At 65.3% G+C, this 17,986-nt stretch carries 16 protein-coding genes; 5 read left to right on the top strand and 11 right to left on the bottom strand.

Annotated features, from left to right (window positions below; translation table 11 throughout):
• The first annotated feature begins 195 nt into the window (after window positions 1–195).
• Window positions 196–2,796, top strand: a complete 2,601-nt coding sequence (locus HFP57_RS10115; RefSeq protein ID WP_176869653.1) for a TonB-dependent receptor — start codon at window positions 196–198, stop codon at window positions 2,794–2,796.
• Here the strand turns inward: HFP57_RS10115 and HFP57_RS10110 are convergent.
• Window positions 2,793–3,653, bottom strand: a complete 861-nt coding sequence (locus HFP57_RS10110) for a cupin-like domain-containing protein (RefSeq protein ID WP_176869652.1) — start codon at window positions 3,651–3,653, stop codon at window positions 2,793–2,795. The genes HFP57_RS10115 and HFP57_RS10110 overlap by 4 nt on opposite strands.
• Window positions 3,650–4,870, bottom strand: coding sequence for a GNAT family N-acetyltransferase (locus HFP57_RS10105; protein WP_176869651.1), 1,221 nt, complete (start codon window positions 4,868–4,870; stop codon window positions 3,650–3,652). Before HFP57_RS10105 ends, HFP57_RS10110 begins: the two co-directional genes overlap by 4 nt.
• Window positions 4,871–5,214: 344 nt before the next feature.
• On the opposite strand from HFP57_RS10105, the gene HFP57_RS10100 reads away from it, so the two are divergent.
• On the top strand, window positions 5,215–5,676 hold the full coding sequence (locus HFP57_RS10100; protein WP_176869650.1) for a PaaI family thioesterase: 462 nt from the start codon (window positions 5,215–5,217) through the stop codon (window positions 5,674–5,676).
• A gap of 225 nt (window positions 5,677–5,901) precedes the next feature.
• Here HFP57_RS10100 and HFP57_RS10095 read toward each other — a convergent pair whose 3' ends face one another.
• The 6 genes from HFP57_RS10095 to hisG form a co-directional block, all read right to left on the bottom strand.
• Complete coding sequence (locus tag HFP57_RS10095; protein ID WP_176871258.1) at window positions 5,902–8,004, bottom strand: sodium-translocating pyrophosphatase; 2,103 nt, start codon at window positions 8,002–8,004, stop codon at window positions 5,902–5,904.
• A 162-nt stretch (window positions 8,005–8,166) separates the two neighbouring features.
• On the bottom strand, window positions 8,167–9,108 hold the full coding sequence (gene thiL, locus HFP57_RS10090) for a thiamine-phosphate kinase (RefSeq protein ID WP_176869649.1): 942 nt from the start codon (window positions 9,106–9,108) through the stop codon (window positions 8,167–8,169).
• Window positions 9,109–9,171: 63 nt separating this feature from the next.
• Window positions 9,172–9,621: a transcription antitermination factor NusB gene (nusB, locus tag HFP57_RS10085; RefSeq protein WP_425500709.1), complete on the bottom strand. Its 450-nt coding sequence runs from the start codon at window positions 9,619–9,621 to the stop codon at window positions 9,172–9,174.
• Between the two features lie 7 nt (window positions 9,622–9,628).
• Window positions 9,629–10,153, bottom strand: a complete 525-nt coding sequence (locus tag HFP57_RS10080) for a DUF1993 domain-containing protein (RefSeq protein WP_176869647.1) — start codon at window positions 10,151–10,153, stop codon at window positions 9,629–9,631.
• 20 nt (window positions 10,154–10,173) lie between these two features.
• Complete coding sequence (gene hisD, locus HFP57_RS10075) at window positions 10,174–11,466, bottom strand: histidinol dehydrogenase (protein WP_425500708.1); 1,293 nt, start codon at window positions 11,464–11,466, stop codon at window positions 10,174–10,176.
• Entirely contained in the window at window positions 11,459–12,121 is a 663-nt protein-coding gene (hisG, locus tag HFP57_RS10070) for an ATP phosphoribosyltransferase (RefSeq protein WP_176869645.1), read from the bottom strand. Before hisG ends, hisD begins: the two co-directional genes overlap by 8 nt.
• A gap of 48 nt (window positions 12,122–12,169) precedes the next feature.
• On the opposite strand from hisG, the gene HFP57_RS10065 reads away from it, so the two are divergent.
• Complete coding sequence (locus HFP57_RS10065) at window positions 12,170–13,213, top strand: DUF2332 domain-containing protein (RefSeq protein WP_176869644.1); 1,044 nt, start codon at window positions 12,170–12,172, stop codon at window positions 13,211–13,213.
• A 230-nt stretch (window positions 13,214–13,443) separates the two neighbouring features.
• Window positions 13,444–13,998, top strand: a complete 555-nt coding sequence (locus tag HFP57_RS10060) for a TetR/AcrR family transcriptional regulator (RefSeq protein ID WP_176869643.1) — start codon at window positions 13,444–13,446, stop codon at window positions 13,996–13,998.
• A 9-nt stretch (window positions 13,999–14,007) separates the two neighbouring features.
• Here the strand turns inward: HFP57_RS10060 and HFP57_RS10055 are convergent, their stop codons facing one another.
• Window positions 14,008–15,156 carry an EAL domain-containing protein gene (locus HFP57_RS10055; protein ID WP_176869642.1) on the bottom strand — a complete coding sequence of 383 codons (1,149 nt, stop codon included), beginning with the start codon at window positions 15,154–15,156 and terminating at the stop codon, window positions 14,008–14,010.
• 198 nt (window positions 15,157–15,354) lie between these two features.
• Window positions 15,355–16,245 (bottom strand): alpha/beta fold hydrolase, encoded by an 891-nt coding sequence (locus tag HFP57_RS10050; RefSeq protein WP_176869641.1) that lies wholly within the window; start codon window positions 16,243–16,245, stop codon window positions 15,355–15,357.
• 47 nt (window positions 16,246–16,292) lie between these two features.
• On the opposite strand from HFP57_RS10050, the gene HFP57_RS10045 reads away from it, so the two are divergent.
• Entirely contained in the window at window positions 16,293–17,030 is a 738-nt protein-coding gene (locus HFP57_RS10045; protein WP_218135012.1) for an aspartate/glutamate racemase family protein, read from the top strand.
• 3 nt (window positions 17,031–17,033) lie between these two features.
• Here the strand turns inward: HFP57_RS10045 and HFP57_RS10040 are convergent, their stop codons facing one another.
• Window positions 17,034–17,951, bottom strand: coding sequence for a pirin family protein (locus tag HFP57_RS10040; RefSeq protein WP_425500707.1), 918 nt, complete (start codon window positions 17,949–17,951; stop codon window positions 17,034–17,036).
• Window positions 17,952–17,986: the final 35 nt, after the last annotated feature.

The following is a 17,986-nucleotide window of genomic DNA, read 5'->3' as shown; positions in this document are numbered from 1 at the left end:
CGGGCGGTTTGCGCCATTCGGTCGGCCGGCCATCGGGCGGATCGTCCGTTGCCGGGCGCGGCGACAATTTGCGACATGTGCTCCGTCTTTCGACATATCCCTGCGACAATTGCTTGGCATAGAAGGGAAATCGGGTCGCCGGTCACGACAGCGATATCCGGTAATCGTGTAAAAAGTCTGAGAAAGAAACGCGCAGTGCCGAGTATCGTTTGCGTTCCGCCGATCATCCGCCATCCGGTGAATCTGACCGCCTTGTCCTGGCTGATGCTCGGTGCTCCGGCGACAGCGCAAGAGCCGGCCGATACCGGTTCGGCCGATGTGACGGCGGACCTGGACGGCGAGCCTATCGTCGTCACCGGCACCCGGTTGCGTGGACTGGTGGTCGGCAACATCCCGGTCGAGCAGGAGCTCGGGGAAGCAGACATCGCCAGCTACGGCGCCTCCTCGATCGAGGATCTTCTGGACGCGATTGCGCCGCAGACCGGATCGGCGCGCGGCCGAGGGAGCGGAGAGCGGCCCATCATCCTGCTGAACGGCCAGCGCATATCGGGCTTTCGCGAAATCCGCGATCTGCCGCCCGAAGCGATAGAGCGCGTCCAGATATTCCCCGAGGAACTGGCGCTGCGCTACGGCTATCGGCCCGACCAGCGCGTCGTCAATTTCATTCTCAAGCCGAACTATGCCGCGCTGACCGGCGAGATCGAGCAGGCGCGCTCGACGCAGGGCGATTATATCGCCAGCGAAATCGAGGCGACCTTTACCCGGATCGGCGAGGATAACCGGCTCAACATCGACATAGAATATCAGCCGGCAACCGCCGTGCTGGAGGGCGATCGCGGCATCGTCCAGTCGCAGCCGGACGATCTCGGGTTCGTCGACAATGGCGATTTCCGGACGCTGATCGCGGAGAGCGATACGCTGGAGCTCAACGCCAATTACAATCACCGCTTTTCCGAAACGCTCAGCGCTACATTGAGCGGCGAATACACCCATGGGGACAGTATCGCCCTGCTCGGCCTGCCGGGCGCGCGTTTCACTGTACCCGCGTCAAGTCCGTTTGCGCGCAGCGCGGTGGATGAAACGCTGTTCCGCTACCTACCGGGCGTTGGCGGCGCGCTCGAACGCGATACGGCGACGCGCGACGCCGAGGCCGGGCTGACCGTCAATGGCCAGTTCGCCGAATTCCGCTGGGCCTTTACCGGCAATTACAGCCGCGCCGAAAGCGAAATCCGGACCGAACGCGCGTCCGATCTTTCCGGCCTGCAGGCGCGGATCGCGGCGGGCGACCCCGCGCTCGATCCCTTCGCACCCGAGCTCGGCCTGGGGCTCGGCTTCACCCGCGATTTCGCGCGCAGCGTCACCCAGAATGCCGATGCGAATTTCAACCTTGCGGGCAGCCCGTTCGATCTTCCCGCCGGGACGGTGACGCTGAGTTTCACGACCGGATACGAATGGCGCGCGATCGACAGCCGGACCGAGCAGCAAGCCGTGGTGACGGCCGCCAATATCGATCGGCAAAGCCGCTTTGCGCGCGCCAATATCGATATTCCGCTGACCAGCCGCCGCGAGGCCGTGCTCGATGCTGTCGGGGATCTCTCGATCAACGGCAATATCGGCTATTCCGAACTCAGCGATTTCGGCGGCCTGCTCGAATATGGCTATGGGCTCAGCTGGGAACCGGTCGACGGGCTGAGCTTTCTCGTCAGCGTGATCGGCGAGGAAGCGGCCCCCTCGGTGGACGAACTCGGCGATCCGCTGCTCGTAACCCCCGCCGTCAGCGTTTTCGATTTCACCAACGGCACGAGCGTGTTCGTCGATCGGATCACCGGCGGCAATCCGGATTTGCTGGCCGAGGAGCGCCGCGACTTCAAGCTCGGGGTCAACTACGCGCCGGGCAATTCACGGGACATTCGGTTCGTCGCCGAATATATCCGCAATCGCAGCGAGAATGTGACAGCGAGCTTCCCGCTGCTTACGCCGGAAATCGAGGCGGCATTTCCCGACCGGGTCGTTCGCGACGGAGCCGGCAATCTGGTCGGCATTGACGCGCGGCCGGTCAATTTCGCGCAAACCCGGTCCGAACGCATCCGCTATGGCATCAATCTTTCGGGCCGGATCGGCGGCGAGCGCGAAGACTCCGGTGACGGACGGCGAAGTGGCGGCGGCGATGATCGGCGCGGCGCGCCGGGCGCGGGCGGCCCTCGTCCCGAGCGAGACAATCCCGACGCCGAACCGGGGGGTGGACCGCCGGGTGACGATCGCTCCGCAAGGGGCGGTGGTCCGCGCGCCTTCATGCGTCCCGGCGCTGGCGGCGGCCGCTGGCGGCTCTCGGTGTATCACGATTGGCGGCTCAGCGAGACGGTGCTGATCCGCCCCGACATTCCCGAACTCGACCTGCTCGATGGTTCGGTGACCGACGATTCCGAGCCGCTTGCGCGCCATTCGGTCGAACTGGAAGGCGGCCTGTTCGCCAATGGCATCGGGGTGCGCATTTCGGCCGAATATACCGGGTCGGCACGGATCGACGGCTCGGATTTGCCGGGATCGAGCGACCTGTTTTTCGACGATCTCTTCACCGCCAATATGCGGCTGTTTTTCAATTTCGACAGTCGGGAGAATCTGGTCGAGGACGTGCCGTTCCTGCGCGGCAGCCGCGCGGCGCTGCGGATCGATAATGTCTTCGGCGGTATCCGCCGCGTGACCGACCAGAATGGCGACGTGCCGCTTAGCTATCAGCCCGGCTATCTCGATGCACTGGGGCGCACTGTCGAGCTCAGTTTCAGGAAGCGTTTCTAGCCCGCGCCGCCAAGCGTCCGCCGCGCCTTTTCGACCGTCCGCCAGGCGAGCGACTTGGCGCGGTTGCGATGCGGGAAGCGCTTCGGCGCCGCCGGATCGAGCCCGAACCGGCGCATCATCGCGTTCATCTGCCGCGCATATTGCTCTTCATAGCTCCAGGCCGAGCGCCAGGTGATCGACAGGGAAATCGACGGTTCCGTGCCGTTCTTCACCCAGTGCGGCGCCTTGACCGGAACGTAGAGCGCCTCGCCCGGGGTCAGCCGGAACGCCGTGCCGCGCGCGGCGAAATCGTCCCGCCAGACGAGGTTGTAATGGCCTTCGAGGTGGAAAGCCTCATGCGCCTCGCCGGGCGCGAGGTTTTCGTCGTCCGCCGGAAAGACGGTCATTCTTTTCTCGCCGGTCAGTTGCAGCAGGATGTTGTGCTCGCCGTCCATGTGAAACGGCGTCACCGAACCGGGCGAGGAGACGAAGATGAAGGCCTCGCGGCCGAGCATCGGGCCCGTGACGGGCTCGACGACCGCGGCGACTTCGCCCAGCAGGCCGTCCAGCAATTGCCCGTAATCGGGATCCTGGTCGGCGGCCTTGAACACCATCCAGCTCCTGTTGGTCGCGATCGACCGGATCGTTTCCGCGGCCGACAGGCCGTTGGGCGGCGCTCCGGCGCGACCCGGATCGACCGCGATATCGCCGCGGAAGCAGAGCATGTCGTCGGGGCGCATGCGGCCCGCCAGCGCGATCAATGCGTCCGGCTGCAGCAAGGGATGTCCGGAGAGCCGGTGACGAAGCGGCACGGGCTGTTCGGGATAGGCTTCGGCCAGGTCCGCAACCGCCTCGGGTACGAAAACCGGATCGCTCATGCCTTTTTCCCCGCGTCCCTCGCCGGTTGTGTTTCGGCGGTTCCCGGGATCAGTTCGCGCAGTTTCCGCGAGCCTTTTTCGAGCGCCCGCGCGCCCGCATGGACGAGACGGCGTTTCAGGCCCTTGAGATCGACCGTGACCCGGACGATCAACCGGCGTTCCGACCAGAGTTTCTCCACCGGATGGCCGGGCGACGTACAACTGTCCTGCCAGTCGATATCCGGATCGTCGAGCATCCGCAGATTGTCGATCTGCAGCAGCAGGCCCGGCGAGAAGCGCGCATAGTCCTGATCGAAACAGGCCTTGAACCCGAATGCGCCGGGCCGTGCGAGCAGGCTGGTCAGCATCGCGATCGGCTTGCCGTCGAGTTCCAGCCGGAGGAAATGGAGGCGCTGGCGCGCAAAGGCCGCGGTCAGGGTCTCGCGGAAAAAGGCGGTAGCATCCGGGCAGCAGGAGAGGGCCGAACCGGTCTCCCCCTTCCAGCCCGAACGCTCCATTTCGAGAAAATCGTCGCACCAGGCGGCGAGTTCACCGGCGTCCTGCAATTCGCGCGTATCGAGATGGCCGAGCTCGGCAAGACGGCGGCGCAGCCGCTTGCACTCGTCGCGCCGCTTCTTGCGCAGATTTTGCTTCAGATAGTCGTCGGGAGACAGACCGCTGTGCAGCAACGCGCGCTCCTCGCGATGGACGATCGCGCACTCTCTCCCCAAGGATCGCGCGGCCGCTTCGAGACCGCGATGCACAGGGCCGTCTTCGACGAGCCCGTCGAGATGCAGGAAGCCCCGCGCCCAATCGTCTTCGTCGAGCGCGGTTATGAGCGCCGTCCAGAACGCCTCTTCGCGGCCCCGGCGGATGAGCGGCGTACCGAGAAACATGTTGGCATGCTGCCAATTTTCGACATGGTCGACGCTCAGCCGGCCATAGTTGCTCTGTCTGCCCAGCGGGGTGATGCCGACCAGCCCTGTCTCGTCGCCGACGACGGCCATCCGGCACGCATCGTCTCCGGCGGCATATCGCTGGCTGGCCTCGAGGAACCAGCGTTCGGCAAAGGGATTGGGCTCGGCGGCGTCGGGGGCCAGCGCGTCCCAGGCCGGGTGCATCGGTTCGGGAATCGTCAGGCCGTCGTGGAATACGACCGGCGCGGCACAGGCGGATTCCGCGCGCCGAAGCTCGAGACTGTGCTTTACCGAACGGGCTTCGGCCGGGTGCATGCGCATATACCTCCCCTGTGTCGCGCCCGTTCATAGCCAAAGAGCGTTAAGCCGAGCCTAACTCAAAACATTGAAGCGGCGGGAGATTCTCCGTGGTCTTGTCGTCGCAACGCTAGCGACACGCCCGCGATACCGGCCGATCGGCAATGCGCGCCGGACGGGTCGTTAGCGGAGAAGGTTAATCCGCGAACCATATTGGCCGGTGGTTCCAATAAAAAGCCCCGCCGGACGAATCCAGCAGGGCCAAGGTTCAGGAAAGGGTGAATTGCAACATTTCTGCAGCAATTGCAAGTGTTGCAACCGCACGCTCCTGCGCTCGCCGCGCCGAACAGCCATGATATGATGCACCCATGCAACAGGACCCGATCGCGATCATTCGGACGATAATCGACGGCACGGTGGAGGGCGGCGGACCGCCCCCGTATATCGACGGCATGGGGCTCGAGGGCATGGTGTTCACGGCCGTCGAGAAGGGTCGGTTCACGCTCGAATGGACGCCCGAAATGCACCATTGCCAATATGACGGCCTCGTCCAGGGCGGCGTCGTCAACGTCATCGCCGATACCGGGCAGTCCTTCGCTTTCTGGTCGACGGCACAGGGCGATGAGAGCTATTCGACCGCGGAATTCTCGACGCGCTTCTTCCGGCCGATCAAGGTGGGCGACACGATGATCGTCGAGAGCGATGTACTCAACCGTTCGCGGCGGTTGGGGGTCATCGAGTCGACCTTCGTCCATGCCGAAACCGGCAAGCTGCACGCCAAGGTGACCGGCAGCTGGATGCTCGCAAAACGGGATTTCGGCGAGAGTTGAGTAGCGGCCAAAAGAAAAACCCGCCCGGATCGCTCCGGACGGGGCTCTATTTGTCAGACCTTCGGCTTCGCCTCAGGCGCCGCACCGGCCCTCTCCCCCTCCCGGCCTCCCACTAGGGTATACTGAATGGGAGGGGGAGAGGGCCGGTGCGGCGCTCGAACGTTAGTTCGAGTCTGACACATAGAATCCGGTGCGGCGATTTCGAGCTAGCGAAATTCTGACAAATTAATGCACGCCGCCGGCGAGGGCCGCGAGCAGCAGCAGGGCCACGATGTTCGTGATCTTGATCATCGGGTTCACGGCCGGGCCGGCTGTATCCTTGTAGGGATCGCCGACGGTATCGCCGGTCACGGCCGCCTTATGGGCTTCGGAACCCTTGCCGCCATGATGGCCGTCTTCGATATGCTTCTTGGCGTTATCCCATGCGCCGCCGCCGCTCGTCATCGAAAGCGCGACGAACAGGCCGGAGACGATTACGCCGAGGAGCAGCGCGCCCAATGCGGCGAAGCCATTCTCCTGGCCGCCGACGGCCGTGATCACGAAATAGACCACGATCGGGGCGAAGACCGGAAGCAGGCTGGGTACGATCATTTCCTTGATCGCCGCCTTGGTGACGAGGTCCACAGTGCGGGCATAGTCGGGACGGCTCGTGCCTTCCATGATGCCCGGATTGTCGCGGAACTGCGCGCGCACTTCCTCGACCACCGCGCCGCCGGCCCGGCCTACCGCCATCATGCCCATCGCGCCGAACAGGTACGGCAGAAGCGCACCCAGCAGCAGCCCGACGATCACGTACGGATTGGAGAGCGAGAAATCGACGATGACGTCGGGGAAGAAGATACCGAGATCGGTCGTGTACGCACCGAACAGCACGAGCGCGGCGAGACCGGCCGAACCGATGGCATAGCCCTTGGTCACGGCCTTGGTCGTGTTGCCGACCGCGTCGAGCGCGTCCGTGCGGTTGCGCACTTCCTCGTCGAGCTCGGCCATTTCGGCGATGCCGCCGGCGTTGTCGGTGACCGGCCCATAGGCGTCGAGCGCGACGACCATGCCGGCCAGCGCCAGCATCGAGGTGGCGCCGAAGGCGATGCCGATCACGCCTGCCAGCTGATAAGCGACGATGATGCCGATGCAGATCACGATGGTCGGCAGCGCAGTCGCCTCGAGGCTGACCGCAAGACCCTGGATCACGTTCGTGCCATGGCCGGTTTCGGACGCCTTGGCGATCGATTTCACGGGGCGGTAGGTGGTGCCCGTGTAATATTCGGTGATCCAGATGATGATGCCGGTGATCGCGAGGCCGAGCAGCATGCAATAGAAGAGGCTCATGCCGGTAAAGCTGGTTTCGCCGACCGTGCCGAGCGTCGCACTCATGTCGCCGACCGTCATCTGCGTCGCGAAATAGAGCGCGATCGCCGAGGTCACGGCGGTCACGATAAAGCCCTTGTAGAGCGCGCCCATGATCGAGTTGTTGGAGCCCAGACGCACGAAATAGGTGCCGATGATCGACGTGATGATGCACACGCCACCGATCGCGAGCGGGAGCGCCATCAGCGGCAGCAGATTGGCGCTGGTGCCGAGCAGCAGCGCGATCAGCACCATGGTGGCACCGACGGTCACTACGTACGTCTCGAACAGGTCGGCCGCCATGCCCGCGCAATCGCCGACATTGTCGCCGACATTGTCCGCGATGGTCGCGGGGTTGCGGGGATCGTCCTCCGGAATACCGGCCTCGACCTTGCCGACGAGATCGGCGCCGACGTCCGCACCCTTGGTGAAGATGCCGCCGCCGAGACGCGCGAAGATCGAGATCAGCGATGCGCCGAACGCGAGCGCGACGAGCGCATCGACGACCGTGCGGCTATCGGCGGCTTCGCCGAGCGGCCCGGTCAGCACATAGAAGAAGACCGAGATGGCGAGCAGCGCGAGACCGGCGACGAGCAGGCCGGTGACGGCACCCGCGCGGAATGCGACCGTGAGACCGCTTTGCAGGCTTTCGCTGGCGGCCTGTGCCGTCCGCACATTGGCGCGGACCGAGATGTTCATCCCGATATAGCCGGCAACGCCCGACAGCACGGCGCCGAGCACGAAGCCGATCGCCGAGAGATATCCGAGGAAGATACCGACGAGTATCGCGACCAGCACGCCGACAATGGCGATGGTGCGATACTGGCGGCCCAGATAGGCGCTCGCGCCTTCCTGGATGGCGCCGGCGATTTCCTGCATCTTTTCGTTGCCGGCGCTTGCAGCAAGCACTTGGCGGCTGGTCACGATGCCGTAGAGCACGGCGAGAAGGCCGCACACAATGGCCGCGACAACGATCGTCATCGGTTCTAGAATCATTTGGGTTATAGCCCCCTTGGCAGTTGGTTTCCCGCATAGAAAGACGCGCCCGAGACCGGACGCGTGCGGAGTTAGGCGCGCTATAGAATGAGAGGCGCGGCCAGTGCAAGCCGGTTCGTCGCGCGGCTCTTCCGGCCGGCGATGGCGCTAATGTTCCCAGCCCAGTTCTTCAGGCAGCGGCAGCGGACGGCCACCCTCCTGCAGCAGCAAGCCCTCGCCCGCCTCGACCAGCCCGACGCACTGGATTTGCGCGTCGAGATCATCGGCGACCCGCTCGATCTGGAGCCGGTTGCGCGGGGGCACGGCAAAAAGCAGCTGATAGTCGTCGCCCGTCGTGGCCGCTTCGAGCGACGCTTCGCGCGTATCGCCGCGCACGCCGACAAAGGCGTCGGACAGCGGCACGTCGATGCTCTCGATCACGATCCGGGTTCCGCTGGCCTCCGCCATGCGTTTCGCGTCGATCAACAACCCGTCCGATACATCCATCATCGCCGAGACGAGGGGCGCGAGCTTCTGCCCGAGTTCGAGCTGGGGGATCGGCCGGCGATAGGCCTGGAGCAACTCGTCCGGGCCGTCGATCTCGCCCTTGGCGATGGCGAGCCCGAGGCCCGCATTGCCGATCGTCCCGCTGATCCACAGATCTTCGCCCGGCGCGGCACCATCGCGCCCGGGAACGAATTCCGCTTCGCCGATTGCCGTCATGCCGAAATGCCGCGCCGATCCGGCCGGTACCCGCACGGTGTCACCGCCGATCAGCGGGCAGGAGAAGCGGGTGAGCGCTTCGCCCAGCCCGTTCGCGAAACGCGCGTCCCATTCGGGATCGCCCGACAGGCTGTAGGCCATCAGCGCGCCGGTCGGCTTCGCCCCCTTGGCGGCGAGGTCGGACAGATTGGCAGCAACCAGTTTCCAGCCGATCGATTCGGGCGGATCGTCGGGCAGGAAATGCACATTCTCGACGATCACGTCATGGGTGATGACGAGAGTGCGGCCGCCATGGGTCACGGTCGCGGCATCGTCGGTCAGGCCGCGCGCGGCCGGGTGCGTCGCGAACTGGCGCAAGTGTTCGATAAAGGCCGATTCGCTGCTCATCGCCGGACTGGCTAGCAGAGAAAGCGGCCGAATATCTCTACAAATCCTTGACGGCGAGGCGCGCTAGGCGCGCACGTCCTTGGCGATCGCGTCGAGCAGGCCATTGACGAAGCCCTTTTCGCGCTTCTCGTAAAAGGCGTCGGCGACATCGACATATTCGCCGATGATCGTGGCGACCGGCACATCGGCCCGGTCCAGCAATTCATAGGTTCCGGCGCGCAGGATCTGCTTTTGCGGCCGATCGAGGCGTTCGAGCGACCATCCTTCCGCGAGCTTGCCCTCGATCAGCGTGTCGATCTCCGCGCGCCGGGCATCGACGCCCGCCACGATATCGTCGAAGAAATCGATCTCGGCTTCGGCGAACTCCACATCCTCGATGACCGCGCCGAGCCGATGGTCGTGGAACTCCTTGAGCAGGCGTGCGAGCGGCGTGCCCTCCATGTCCTGCTGGTAGAGCGCCTGGACCGCGGCAAGCCGGGCGGCGGATCGGGATCGGGAACGCTGGTTCATCATCTGTCTCTCAGGCGGTCTTTATCCGCAGCTGGCCGAGAAAATCGCGCTTGCCGATCGATACCCCTTCGGCCCGCATGATGTCGTAGGCGGTCGTCGCGTGAAAATAGAAGTTCGGCTGGGCGAAGGAGAGCAGGAAATTCTCGGCGGTGAAGGGGATGACCATCTCGCCGAACGAGAATTGCATGTCCTGGCCGACAAAGCCGTCGACTTCGGCGCGGTCGATCCCCTCCAGCGCCTCGGCCGCGGCGGCGAGCTTGGCTTTCAGCGCCGCGAAGCTGTCTGGCGGCGCGGATGTGTCGGGCGTGTAGTTGCCGGCCCGCACGCCTTCGATCGCGCCCAGCGAATGCTCGGCGACCGCCTTTACCTGATAGGCGAACGGCAACATGTCGTCGATCAGCCGCGCCTGGATGAAATCCTCTTCCATTCGCCCGGATTCGCCGCAAAAGGCCCCGGCCTTGTCGACGAGAGCGTCGACCGAGCCGATGATCTGCAGGTTGCCGGGAATGATCGCGTCGTAAAGGGAAAAGGCCATGATGGGCTCCTGATATGGGGTTAGCGTCGCGACAGCCGTTTGGCGACCGAGAGCGCATGGGCGGGCAGGCCTTCGGCCTCGGCCAGCTTCACCGCCGCCGGGCCGATCGCCGCGAGGCTGTCTTCTCCACACTGGAGAAAGCTCGTCCGTTTCATGAAGTCGAGTACCGAAAGACCGGAGGAAAAGCGCGCCCGGCGCCCGGTCGGAAGCACGTGATTGGGCCCGCCGACATAATCGCCGATCGCTTCGGGCGTGGTCCGCCCGAGAAATACCGATCCGGCATGGCGGACTTTCGCGAACAGCGGATCGGGATCGTCGACGGCGAGTTCGAGATGCTCGGGCGCGAGCCGGTCCGACAGCGCGATCGCATCCTCCAGCGCCGCGATGCGGATGATCGCGCCATTGGCCTCCCAGCTTGCGCGCGCGGTTTCGCCGGTCGCGAGTTCGCCAAGCTGGGTCTCCACTGCCTCTGAAACCGCATCGGCGAAATCGGCGCTGTCGGTGAACAGGATCGACTGGCTGGTCGGATCGTGCTCGGCCTGGGAGAGCAGGTCGGCGGCGATCCAGTCGGGATCGTTGGCGGCATCGGCGATGACGACGATCTCGGACGGGCCGGCGACCATATCGATGCCGACCGTGCCGTAGAGCTGGCGCTTGGCCTCGGCGACCCAGGCGTTGCCGGGGCCGACGACGACATCGGCGCGCGGGATCGTGTCGGTGCCGAAGGCGAGCGCGGCGATCGCCTGCGCGCCGCCGATCCGGTAGATATCGTGGACGCCGGCAATTTCGGCGGCGGCGAGGATCAGCGGATTGATCTCGCCGCCCGGCGTCGGCGTGACCATCACGATATGATTCACCCCCGCAACTAGCGCGGGGATCGCATTCATCAACAGCGAGGAGGGATAGGCGGCCCGTCCGCCCGGCACGTAGAGCCCCGCGGTTTCGACGGCCGACCAGCGCGACCCCATCCGGACGCCGGCGTCGTCCGTGGTCTCGCTGTCCTCGGGCTTCTGCTTCTCGTGAAAGGCGCGGATCCGGCTCGCCGCCAGCTGCAGCGCCTCGCCGAGCGCCGGGTCGAGCCCGTCAAGCGCCATGCAGCGCTGTTCCTTGGCGACCGCGAGATCGAGCGAGGCCGGATCGAAACCGTCGAATTTCCGGGTGTAATCGGCGACCGCCGCATCGCCGCGCGCGCGGACATCGGCGATGATCGCCGCGACGTCGCGCGAAACATCGGCGTCGGTTCCGCGCCGGGCCTCTACCAGGGCCGTGAAGCGCGTCCCGAAATCGCCGTCCGAGGCGTCGAGCCTAAGCACCGGCACCGCCGCCCACGATTTCGCGAAACCGCTCGAGCATCGGCAGGATCTCCGGCCGCGTCTTGAAGGCGGCCCGGTTGACGATCAGCCGCGACGTCACCTCGCACAGCACGTCCACCTCGACGAGCCGGTTGGCCTTCAGGGTCCCGCCGGTCGAAACCAGATCGACGATCCGCCGGGTCAGGCCGAGCGCGGGCGCGATCTCCATCGCCCCGTTCAGCTTCACGCATTCGGCCTGCACGCCCTTCGCCTCGAAATGGCGGCGGGTGAAATTCGGATATTTGGTCGCGATGCGGACATGGCTCCGTTCGCGCACCTCGTCGCTCGCCGCCAGATCCTCGGGCTCGGCGACCGATAGCCGGCAATGGCCGATGCCGAGATCGACCGGCGCGTAAATCTCCGAATAGCGGAATTCCTCGAGCACGTCGGAGCCGACGATGCCGAGCTGCGCCGCCCCGTGCGCGACGAAGGTCGCGACGTCGAAGGCGCGCACGCGGATGATATCGATATCGGGATTGTTCGTGCCGAAGCGCAGCGCGCGGCTCTGCTTGTCGTGGAAATCGTCATTGGGCACGATTCCGGCCTCGGCGAGGATCGGCAACGCCTCGTCGAGGATACGTCCCTTGGGGATGGCGAAGATGATAGGATCGGCCATGGCGGGGTGCGCTTTACTCGGGGGCGATGCTGCGGGCAAGCTAGGCTTATGAGCAAAAGAGAATCGGAAATCCGCGACGCGTTTCGCGAACAGGCGGGTTTTTGCCGTGCCCTCGGATCGCGGCTGACCGCCGATGTGCTCGACGCGGTCGCCGAAAATCTCCGCGCCGATACGAAAACCGGCGGGCGCGTCCTGGCTTGGCGGGGTGATCCGGCGCCGACGGCCGATGCGCTGGCGCTGCGGCTGGCCGGCGGCCTCCATGCGCTGGCGCGGTCGGGCAAGGACGAGGCGTTGAGCGATGCGTATCGCGGTACGGGCGACGTTGCGGGCGCGGTGGCCGAGGCGCTGCTGGTCCATGACGACTGGCTCGAATCCTGGTTCGATTCGCCGCCCCAGACCAACGAGCCGGGTCGGGCGGCGGCGGTGATGGCGGCGCTGCTCGTCGCCGCGCAGCGCTATCCGCTGCCGGTCGAACTGTTCGAGATCGGATCGAGCGCCGGGCTCGTCCTCAATCTCGGCCATTATCGCTACGATCTGGGCGGCACGAAAGCGGGCGATCCGGCTTCGCCGCTGCTGCTGGAGCCCGAATGGAGGGGCCCGGCGCCGCCGGCGGCGGATATCGAAATCGTCTCGCGCCGCGGCGTCGATCTGCGGCCGATCGATCTCTGCGAAGCCGCGGCCGGGGAGCGGCTGGCCGCCTATTGCTGGGCCGACCAGAAGCGGCGCGTCGACAATGCGGACAGGGCGATTGCGCTCGCCCGGCGCCATCCGCCGCCGATCGATGCCGGGGACGCCGCCGACTGGGTCGCGCGCACGCTGGCCGAGCCCCGGGAAGACGGCAGGCTGCGGATCTTCTTCCACACGATCACGCTGCAATATCTGCCGGACGATGCACAGAACCGGGTGAGGGCGGCCGTTGCCGAAGCCGGCGCCAGGGCCAGCGAAACCCGGCCGTTCGGCTGGATCTCGTTCGAGCTGCCGAAATCGGGCAAGCCCGTCGAGCTGCGGCTCAGGCTGTGGCCCTCGGGCGACGATCTCCTGCTCGCCAACGCCCATCCGCACGCCAGCTGGATCGAGTGGTTCGACGGCTGAGACCGAGAGGGGATGCAGGGCGAGGGAGAGGGCGATCCTTTCCTCTGGCGCCATGCCTTGCCGATACGGATCGGCAGCGCTTGGAATGGCTCGGTCAAGAAAAAGATACAAACCTGTATTGTTTTTTGTAAGCCGTTGACTATCAAGGGATTGGCGGTGGCAAATCAGACTGACAGGATGGAACCCATGTCCCAACCCGACGACACCCGGCATCAAAGGCACCGGGATCGATGAAGCGAGCGGAAAAGAAGGACCATCTCGTCGAGATCGCGGGCGCCATGTTCGACCGCCACGGTTATAACGGCGTCGGCATCGATCGCATCATCGCGGAATCGGGGATCGCAAAGACGACCCTCTATCGCCATTTCAAGACCAAGGACGATCTGATCGTCGCGGTGCTGGCGAAGAAAGACGAAGCGTTCCGCGATGCGATGCGGGACTATGCCGAAGCGCGCAGCGGCAAACCGGCCGAGCAGCTGCTGGCGACGTTCGATTTCCTCGAGGAGTGGTTCCGCAACGAGGATTTCTACGGCTGCCCGTTCATGAGCGCGTCGAGCGAATTCAACGATCCGGATCATCCCGTCTTCCAGGAAGCGCGCACGCACAAACAGCTGGTCGCGGACTTTTTCGAGGAACTGGCGCGAGGCGCCGGCCTGCCCGATCCGGCCTTCGCCGCGGCGGAGGTCAATCTGCTGCACGAGGGAGCGACGGCGGTCGCTCATGTGATGCGGGATCCGTCCGCCGCGCGCACGGCGAAGGCCGCCGCGGCCTGCCTGCTCGCCTGAACCTTTCTTCTAGCGCCAGACGGGCACCAGGAATTGCGGCGGCGCGGCGCGGCCCCAGTAAAAGCCCTGGCCGTAATCCGCGCCAAGCAGTCTCGCCTGTTCGAGCTGGACGTTCGTCTCGATACCCTCGATCACCGACTTGGTGTGCCGGGCCCGGCAGAATTCGAGGATCCCGGTCAGCATCGACATCGGGATCCGCCCTTCGGCGCAGGCCCAGAAGATGCTCTTGTCGATCTTCAACTCGGAGAAGGGAAGCCGCGAGACGCGGTCGAGATTGGCCATTCCCGTCCCGAAATCGTCGATCGCGATGCCGACGCCGAGTATTTCGAGTTCCTCGATCTTGCGGACGAGCTGGTCGAAATCCGCGAGCCGCGAATCCTCCGTCACCTCGACGATGATCCGCTGCGGCGCGACGCGATAGTGCAGGATGGCCTCGTCGAGCCGCGCCGTGAAATGGCCGCCGGCCAGCACCGCGGCGCTGCAGTTGAGCGACACCGTGTGGGCCCTGCCGGCGTGGCGCAGCGCCGAGGCGAAACGCACGGCCATGTCGATCACCACTTCGGTCGCCGCATATTCGACATCGACATCGACGAGCTGCGAGAAGATCAGCTCCGGACTGATGGCACGGCGGGGCCGCAGGCGGGTCAGCGCCTCGAAGCCGACGATCGCATTGCTCTTGAGGTCATGCTTGGACTGAAATTCCACGGCGAGGTTGGGGATCAGCCGGTCGTTCGCGATCAGCGCCCGGATCAGGGCCTCGTCGCCTGCGCCCTCGGTCCGGTGACCCGACGGACAGGTTTCGGCGAGCTGGGCCAGGGCCGCGGCCGAATAGGGCCGATCGATCGTCCCAAGCACGTCGACGGCATTGTCGCGCGCCGCCTGGGTCGCCGAGCGCGACAGTTCGAGATTCTTGCTCTGCGCGACGATGAGGGGGATCGCAGGGGCCGCGACCGCCACCTTCGGAAACAGCCCGAACGCGTCTTTCACGCTGGTTTCGGGATTGACGACGATCATGTCCGGGCCGAATGCGAGCCCCGCCGCCTGGTCTTCCGGCGCCGCGATACAGGCGGTCGCCATCCCGCCTTGCTCGAGATCGTCCTGTAGCGATCGGGCAAATGCCTCCTCGTCCTCGAGGAACATGATGCGGGGTTCAGCCATGCAGTCCGGCTCCAGTCGGAATCACGCAGGATCAATCGCCCCCGATCCGGCGATGCGAAAAATCCGAATTTCCAAGCCCCCACGGCCCTTTTGGAAATCCGTCGTTTCGAAGTAATTTCAGCTATGTACGCGCCGTGCAAGGGGATAAGGTGGTTACTTTGGCGTTTAGCAATGCCATTCGCCATAACCCGTGCATGATTAGCGACGGGCAAGCCAGTCGATGATCGCATCGGTCACGCTTTCCGGCGCCTCCCAGGGCACGAAATGGCCGGCCTCGATCTTTACCAGAGTCAGATCGTCGACGATTTCGTCCAGCCCGTCGATCTGGCCGGGCAGCAGCGCCGTGTCGTCCATGCCCCAGACGACGAGCGTCGGCATCGTCACGCGCGGCAAGGGCGCGTCGAGAAAGGCGGGGCGTTCCACCTCCTCATCGGCTTCCGGCACGATGACCGGCGAGGCGCGATACCAGTTGAGCATCGCCGCCGCCGCGCCGGGACGGGCCCAGTCGGCGAGCATGGTGTCATATTCCTTGTCGTCGAGCGCCGGCGAGCGCTGCCAGTCCATGAACCTGACGAGAAAGGGGGCGAGGCCCTGCTCGGCGACGAGAGCGTCATGCGCCGGATCGCGGAACGCGCGCATATAGGTGGACGCGACGCGCTGGGCGCGATCCTCGATCAGCGCCTTCTGGAAGATCAGGGGGTGGGGCGCGTTGGCGATGATCAGCCGCGCGACCCGGTCGGGATGGCCGATCGCCGTGGCCCAGGCGATCGCCCCGCCCCAGTCATGGCCGGCCAGCGTGAAGCGGTCTATTTCCAGAGCATCGGCTAGCGCGATCATATCGCCGATCATCTTTTGCGGCCGGTAATTCTCGGCGCCTTCGGGCTTGTCCGACTTGGCGAAGCCGCGCTGGTCGGGCGCCAAGCAATAATGCGTCGCCGACAAAGCCTTGAACTGATACCGCCAGGTGCGATGGGACTCGGGAAAGCCGTGCAGGAAAATGATCGGTTCGCCGTCCTCCGGTCCGGCTCGCGCCACATTGAGCGTAACGCCGGTCGGCAGCGCGATCAGCGATTGGGGGAAATCGTCCATCGGCCGGTGCATCGGCAATGGCGAAAGCAAATGCAAGGGAGGACGGCGTGAACGAAACGCACGATATCGGAATCGTCATGCACAGCGCCGAGGGCGCGCTGCTCTGCTATCGGACGGCCGTGTTCGAGGGTATCGCGCGGCTCGGGACGCATCATCATCCGACGATAACCATGTCGGGCCAGGCCATGTATCATTCGCTCGGCCATTGGGACCGGCTCGACCTTCCCGCGCTCCGCGCGATTTTCGCCGCCGATGCCTCGGCCGTCGCGGCCGCCGGAGCAGATTTCTTCGTGCTGCCGGACAATACGGCGCATATCGCGCTCGAGGCGCCGGGCGAGTCTTTCGCCATTCCCTGCCTGCATATCGCCGAGGTCGTGGGCGATTTCGCCGCTGCCAACGGGTTCGCGAAGGTCGGCATTCTGGGCACGAACTGGACGATGGAAGGCCCGGTCTATGCGGGCGCGTTCGATCGGCGCTCGATCGACCGGGCGATACCCGGCGAAGCGGCGCGTGCCACCATCCACGATACGATCATGGACGAATATTGCATGGGCGAGTTCAGGCCGGAAAGGACCGCCTTTCTCGAACGCGAAATCGAGGGCCTGGCCAGGCAGGGCTGCGATGCCGTCGCGCTCGTCTGTACGGAGCTGCCGATCGTTCTCACCGACGATAATTCGCCGCTTCCGGTCATCGATTCGACGCGGTTGCTGGCAAAGGCCGCGGTCGATGTCGCGCTCGGCGACCGGCCGATGCCCGAATGGCGCGGCGGGCCGGTCTGCGGTTGAGGCTCAGCTTTCGCTGACAGTCTTGGGTTGTCCCGGCATCGGAATACGCTCCTCCGCATCGCCGGGAACGATCGGGAAGCGCTGCGCCTTCCAGTCTTCGATCGCCTGGGCGATCCGGTCTTTGCGCGACGAGACGAAATTCCAGTAGACGTGCCGCTTCGTCGCAAAGGCCTCGCCGCCGCACAGCATGACCTGCGCCCCGTTTGCCGAGCGCAGCGTCGCCGCGGTTCCCGGCCTGAGTATGTACAGCGTCCGGTTTTCAAGAGCCGCCCCGTCCAGCGTCGCATCGCCGGATATGATGTAGAGCGCCCGCTCGTCGGCATCGGCGTCGATCGGAATGCTGCCGCCCGCAGCCAGTTCGATGGCCGCGTAGACCGTGTCCGCATAGGTGGTGACGGGCGCCTGTTCGCCCCAGAGCGTTCCCATGATGACGCGGGCCCGGGCGCCGTCATGGTCGATCGTCGGAAGATCGGCCCTGGCGACATGTTCGAAGGCCGGATCCATCTCCTCGTCGGCCTGGGGCAGCGCGAGCCAGGTCTGGATCAGCTTGAGCCCGGTCTCGACCGCGCGATCCGCGTCCACGCTGCGTTCGGAATGGACGATGCCCTTGCCGGCGGTCATCAGGTTGACCGCGCCCGGCTCGATCACCTGCTCGGTGCCCAGCGAATCGCGATGCATGATCCGGCCGTCGAACAGATAGGATACGGTGGCGAGGTTGATGTGCGGGTGCGGGCGGACATCGACGCCGTCGCCGGGCGCGAGCGTCGCCGGTCCGGCGTCGTCGAAGAATACGAACGGCCCGACCATCGTGCGGCCTTTCGACGGCAGGACGCGGTTGACGGTGAAGCCGCCCAGATCGTGGGTGCTCGGACTGATGGTTTCGACGATGGCGTCGGTCATATCGAATAGGGGGTCGGTCATGGCGTCCCGTGCTCCTGCGAAGGCAGGAGCCTAGT

Source organism: Parasphingopyxis algicola (assembly GCF_013378075.1).
Taxonomy (GTDB): domain Bacteria; phylum Pseudomonadota; class Alphaproteobacteria; order Sphingomonadales; family Sphingomonadaceae; genus Parasphingopyxis; species Parasphingopyxis algicola.
Note: the sequence above shows the minus strand (reverse complement) of the source record. Positions and strands in the feature narration are given on the sequence as shown.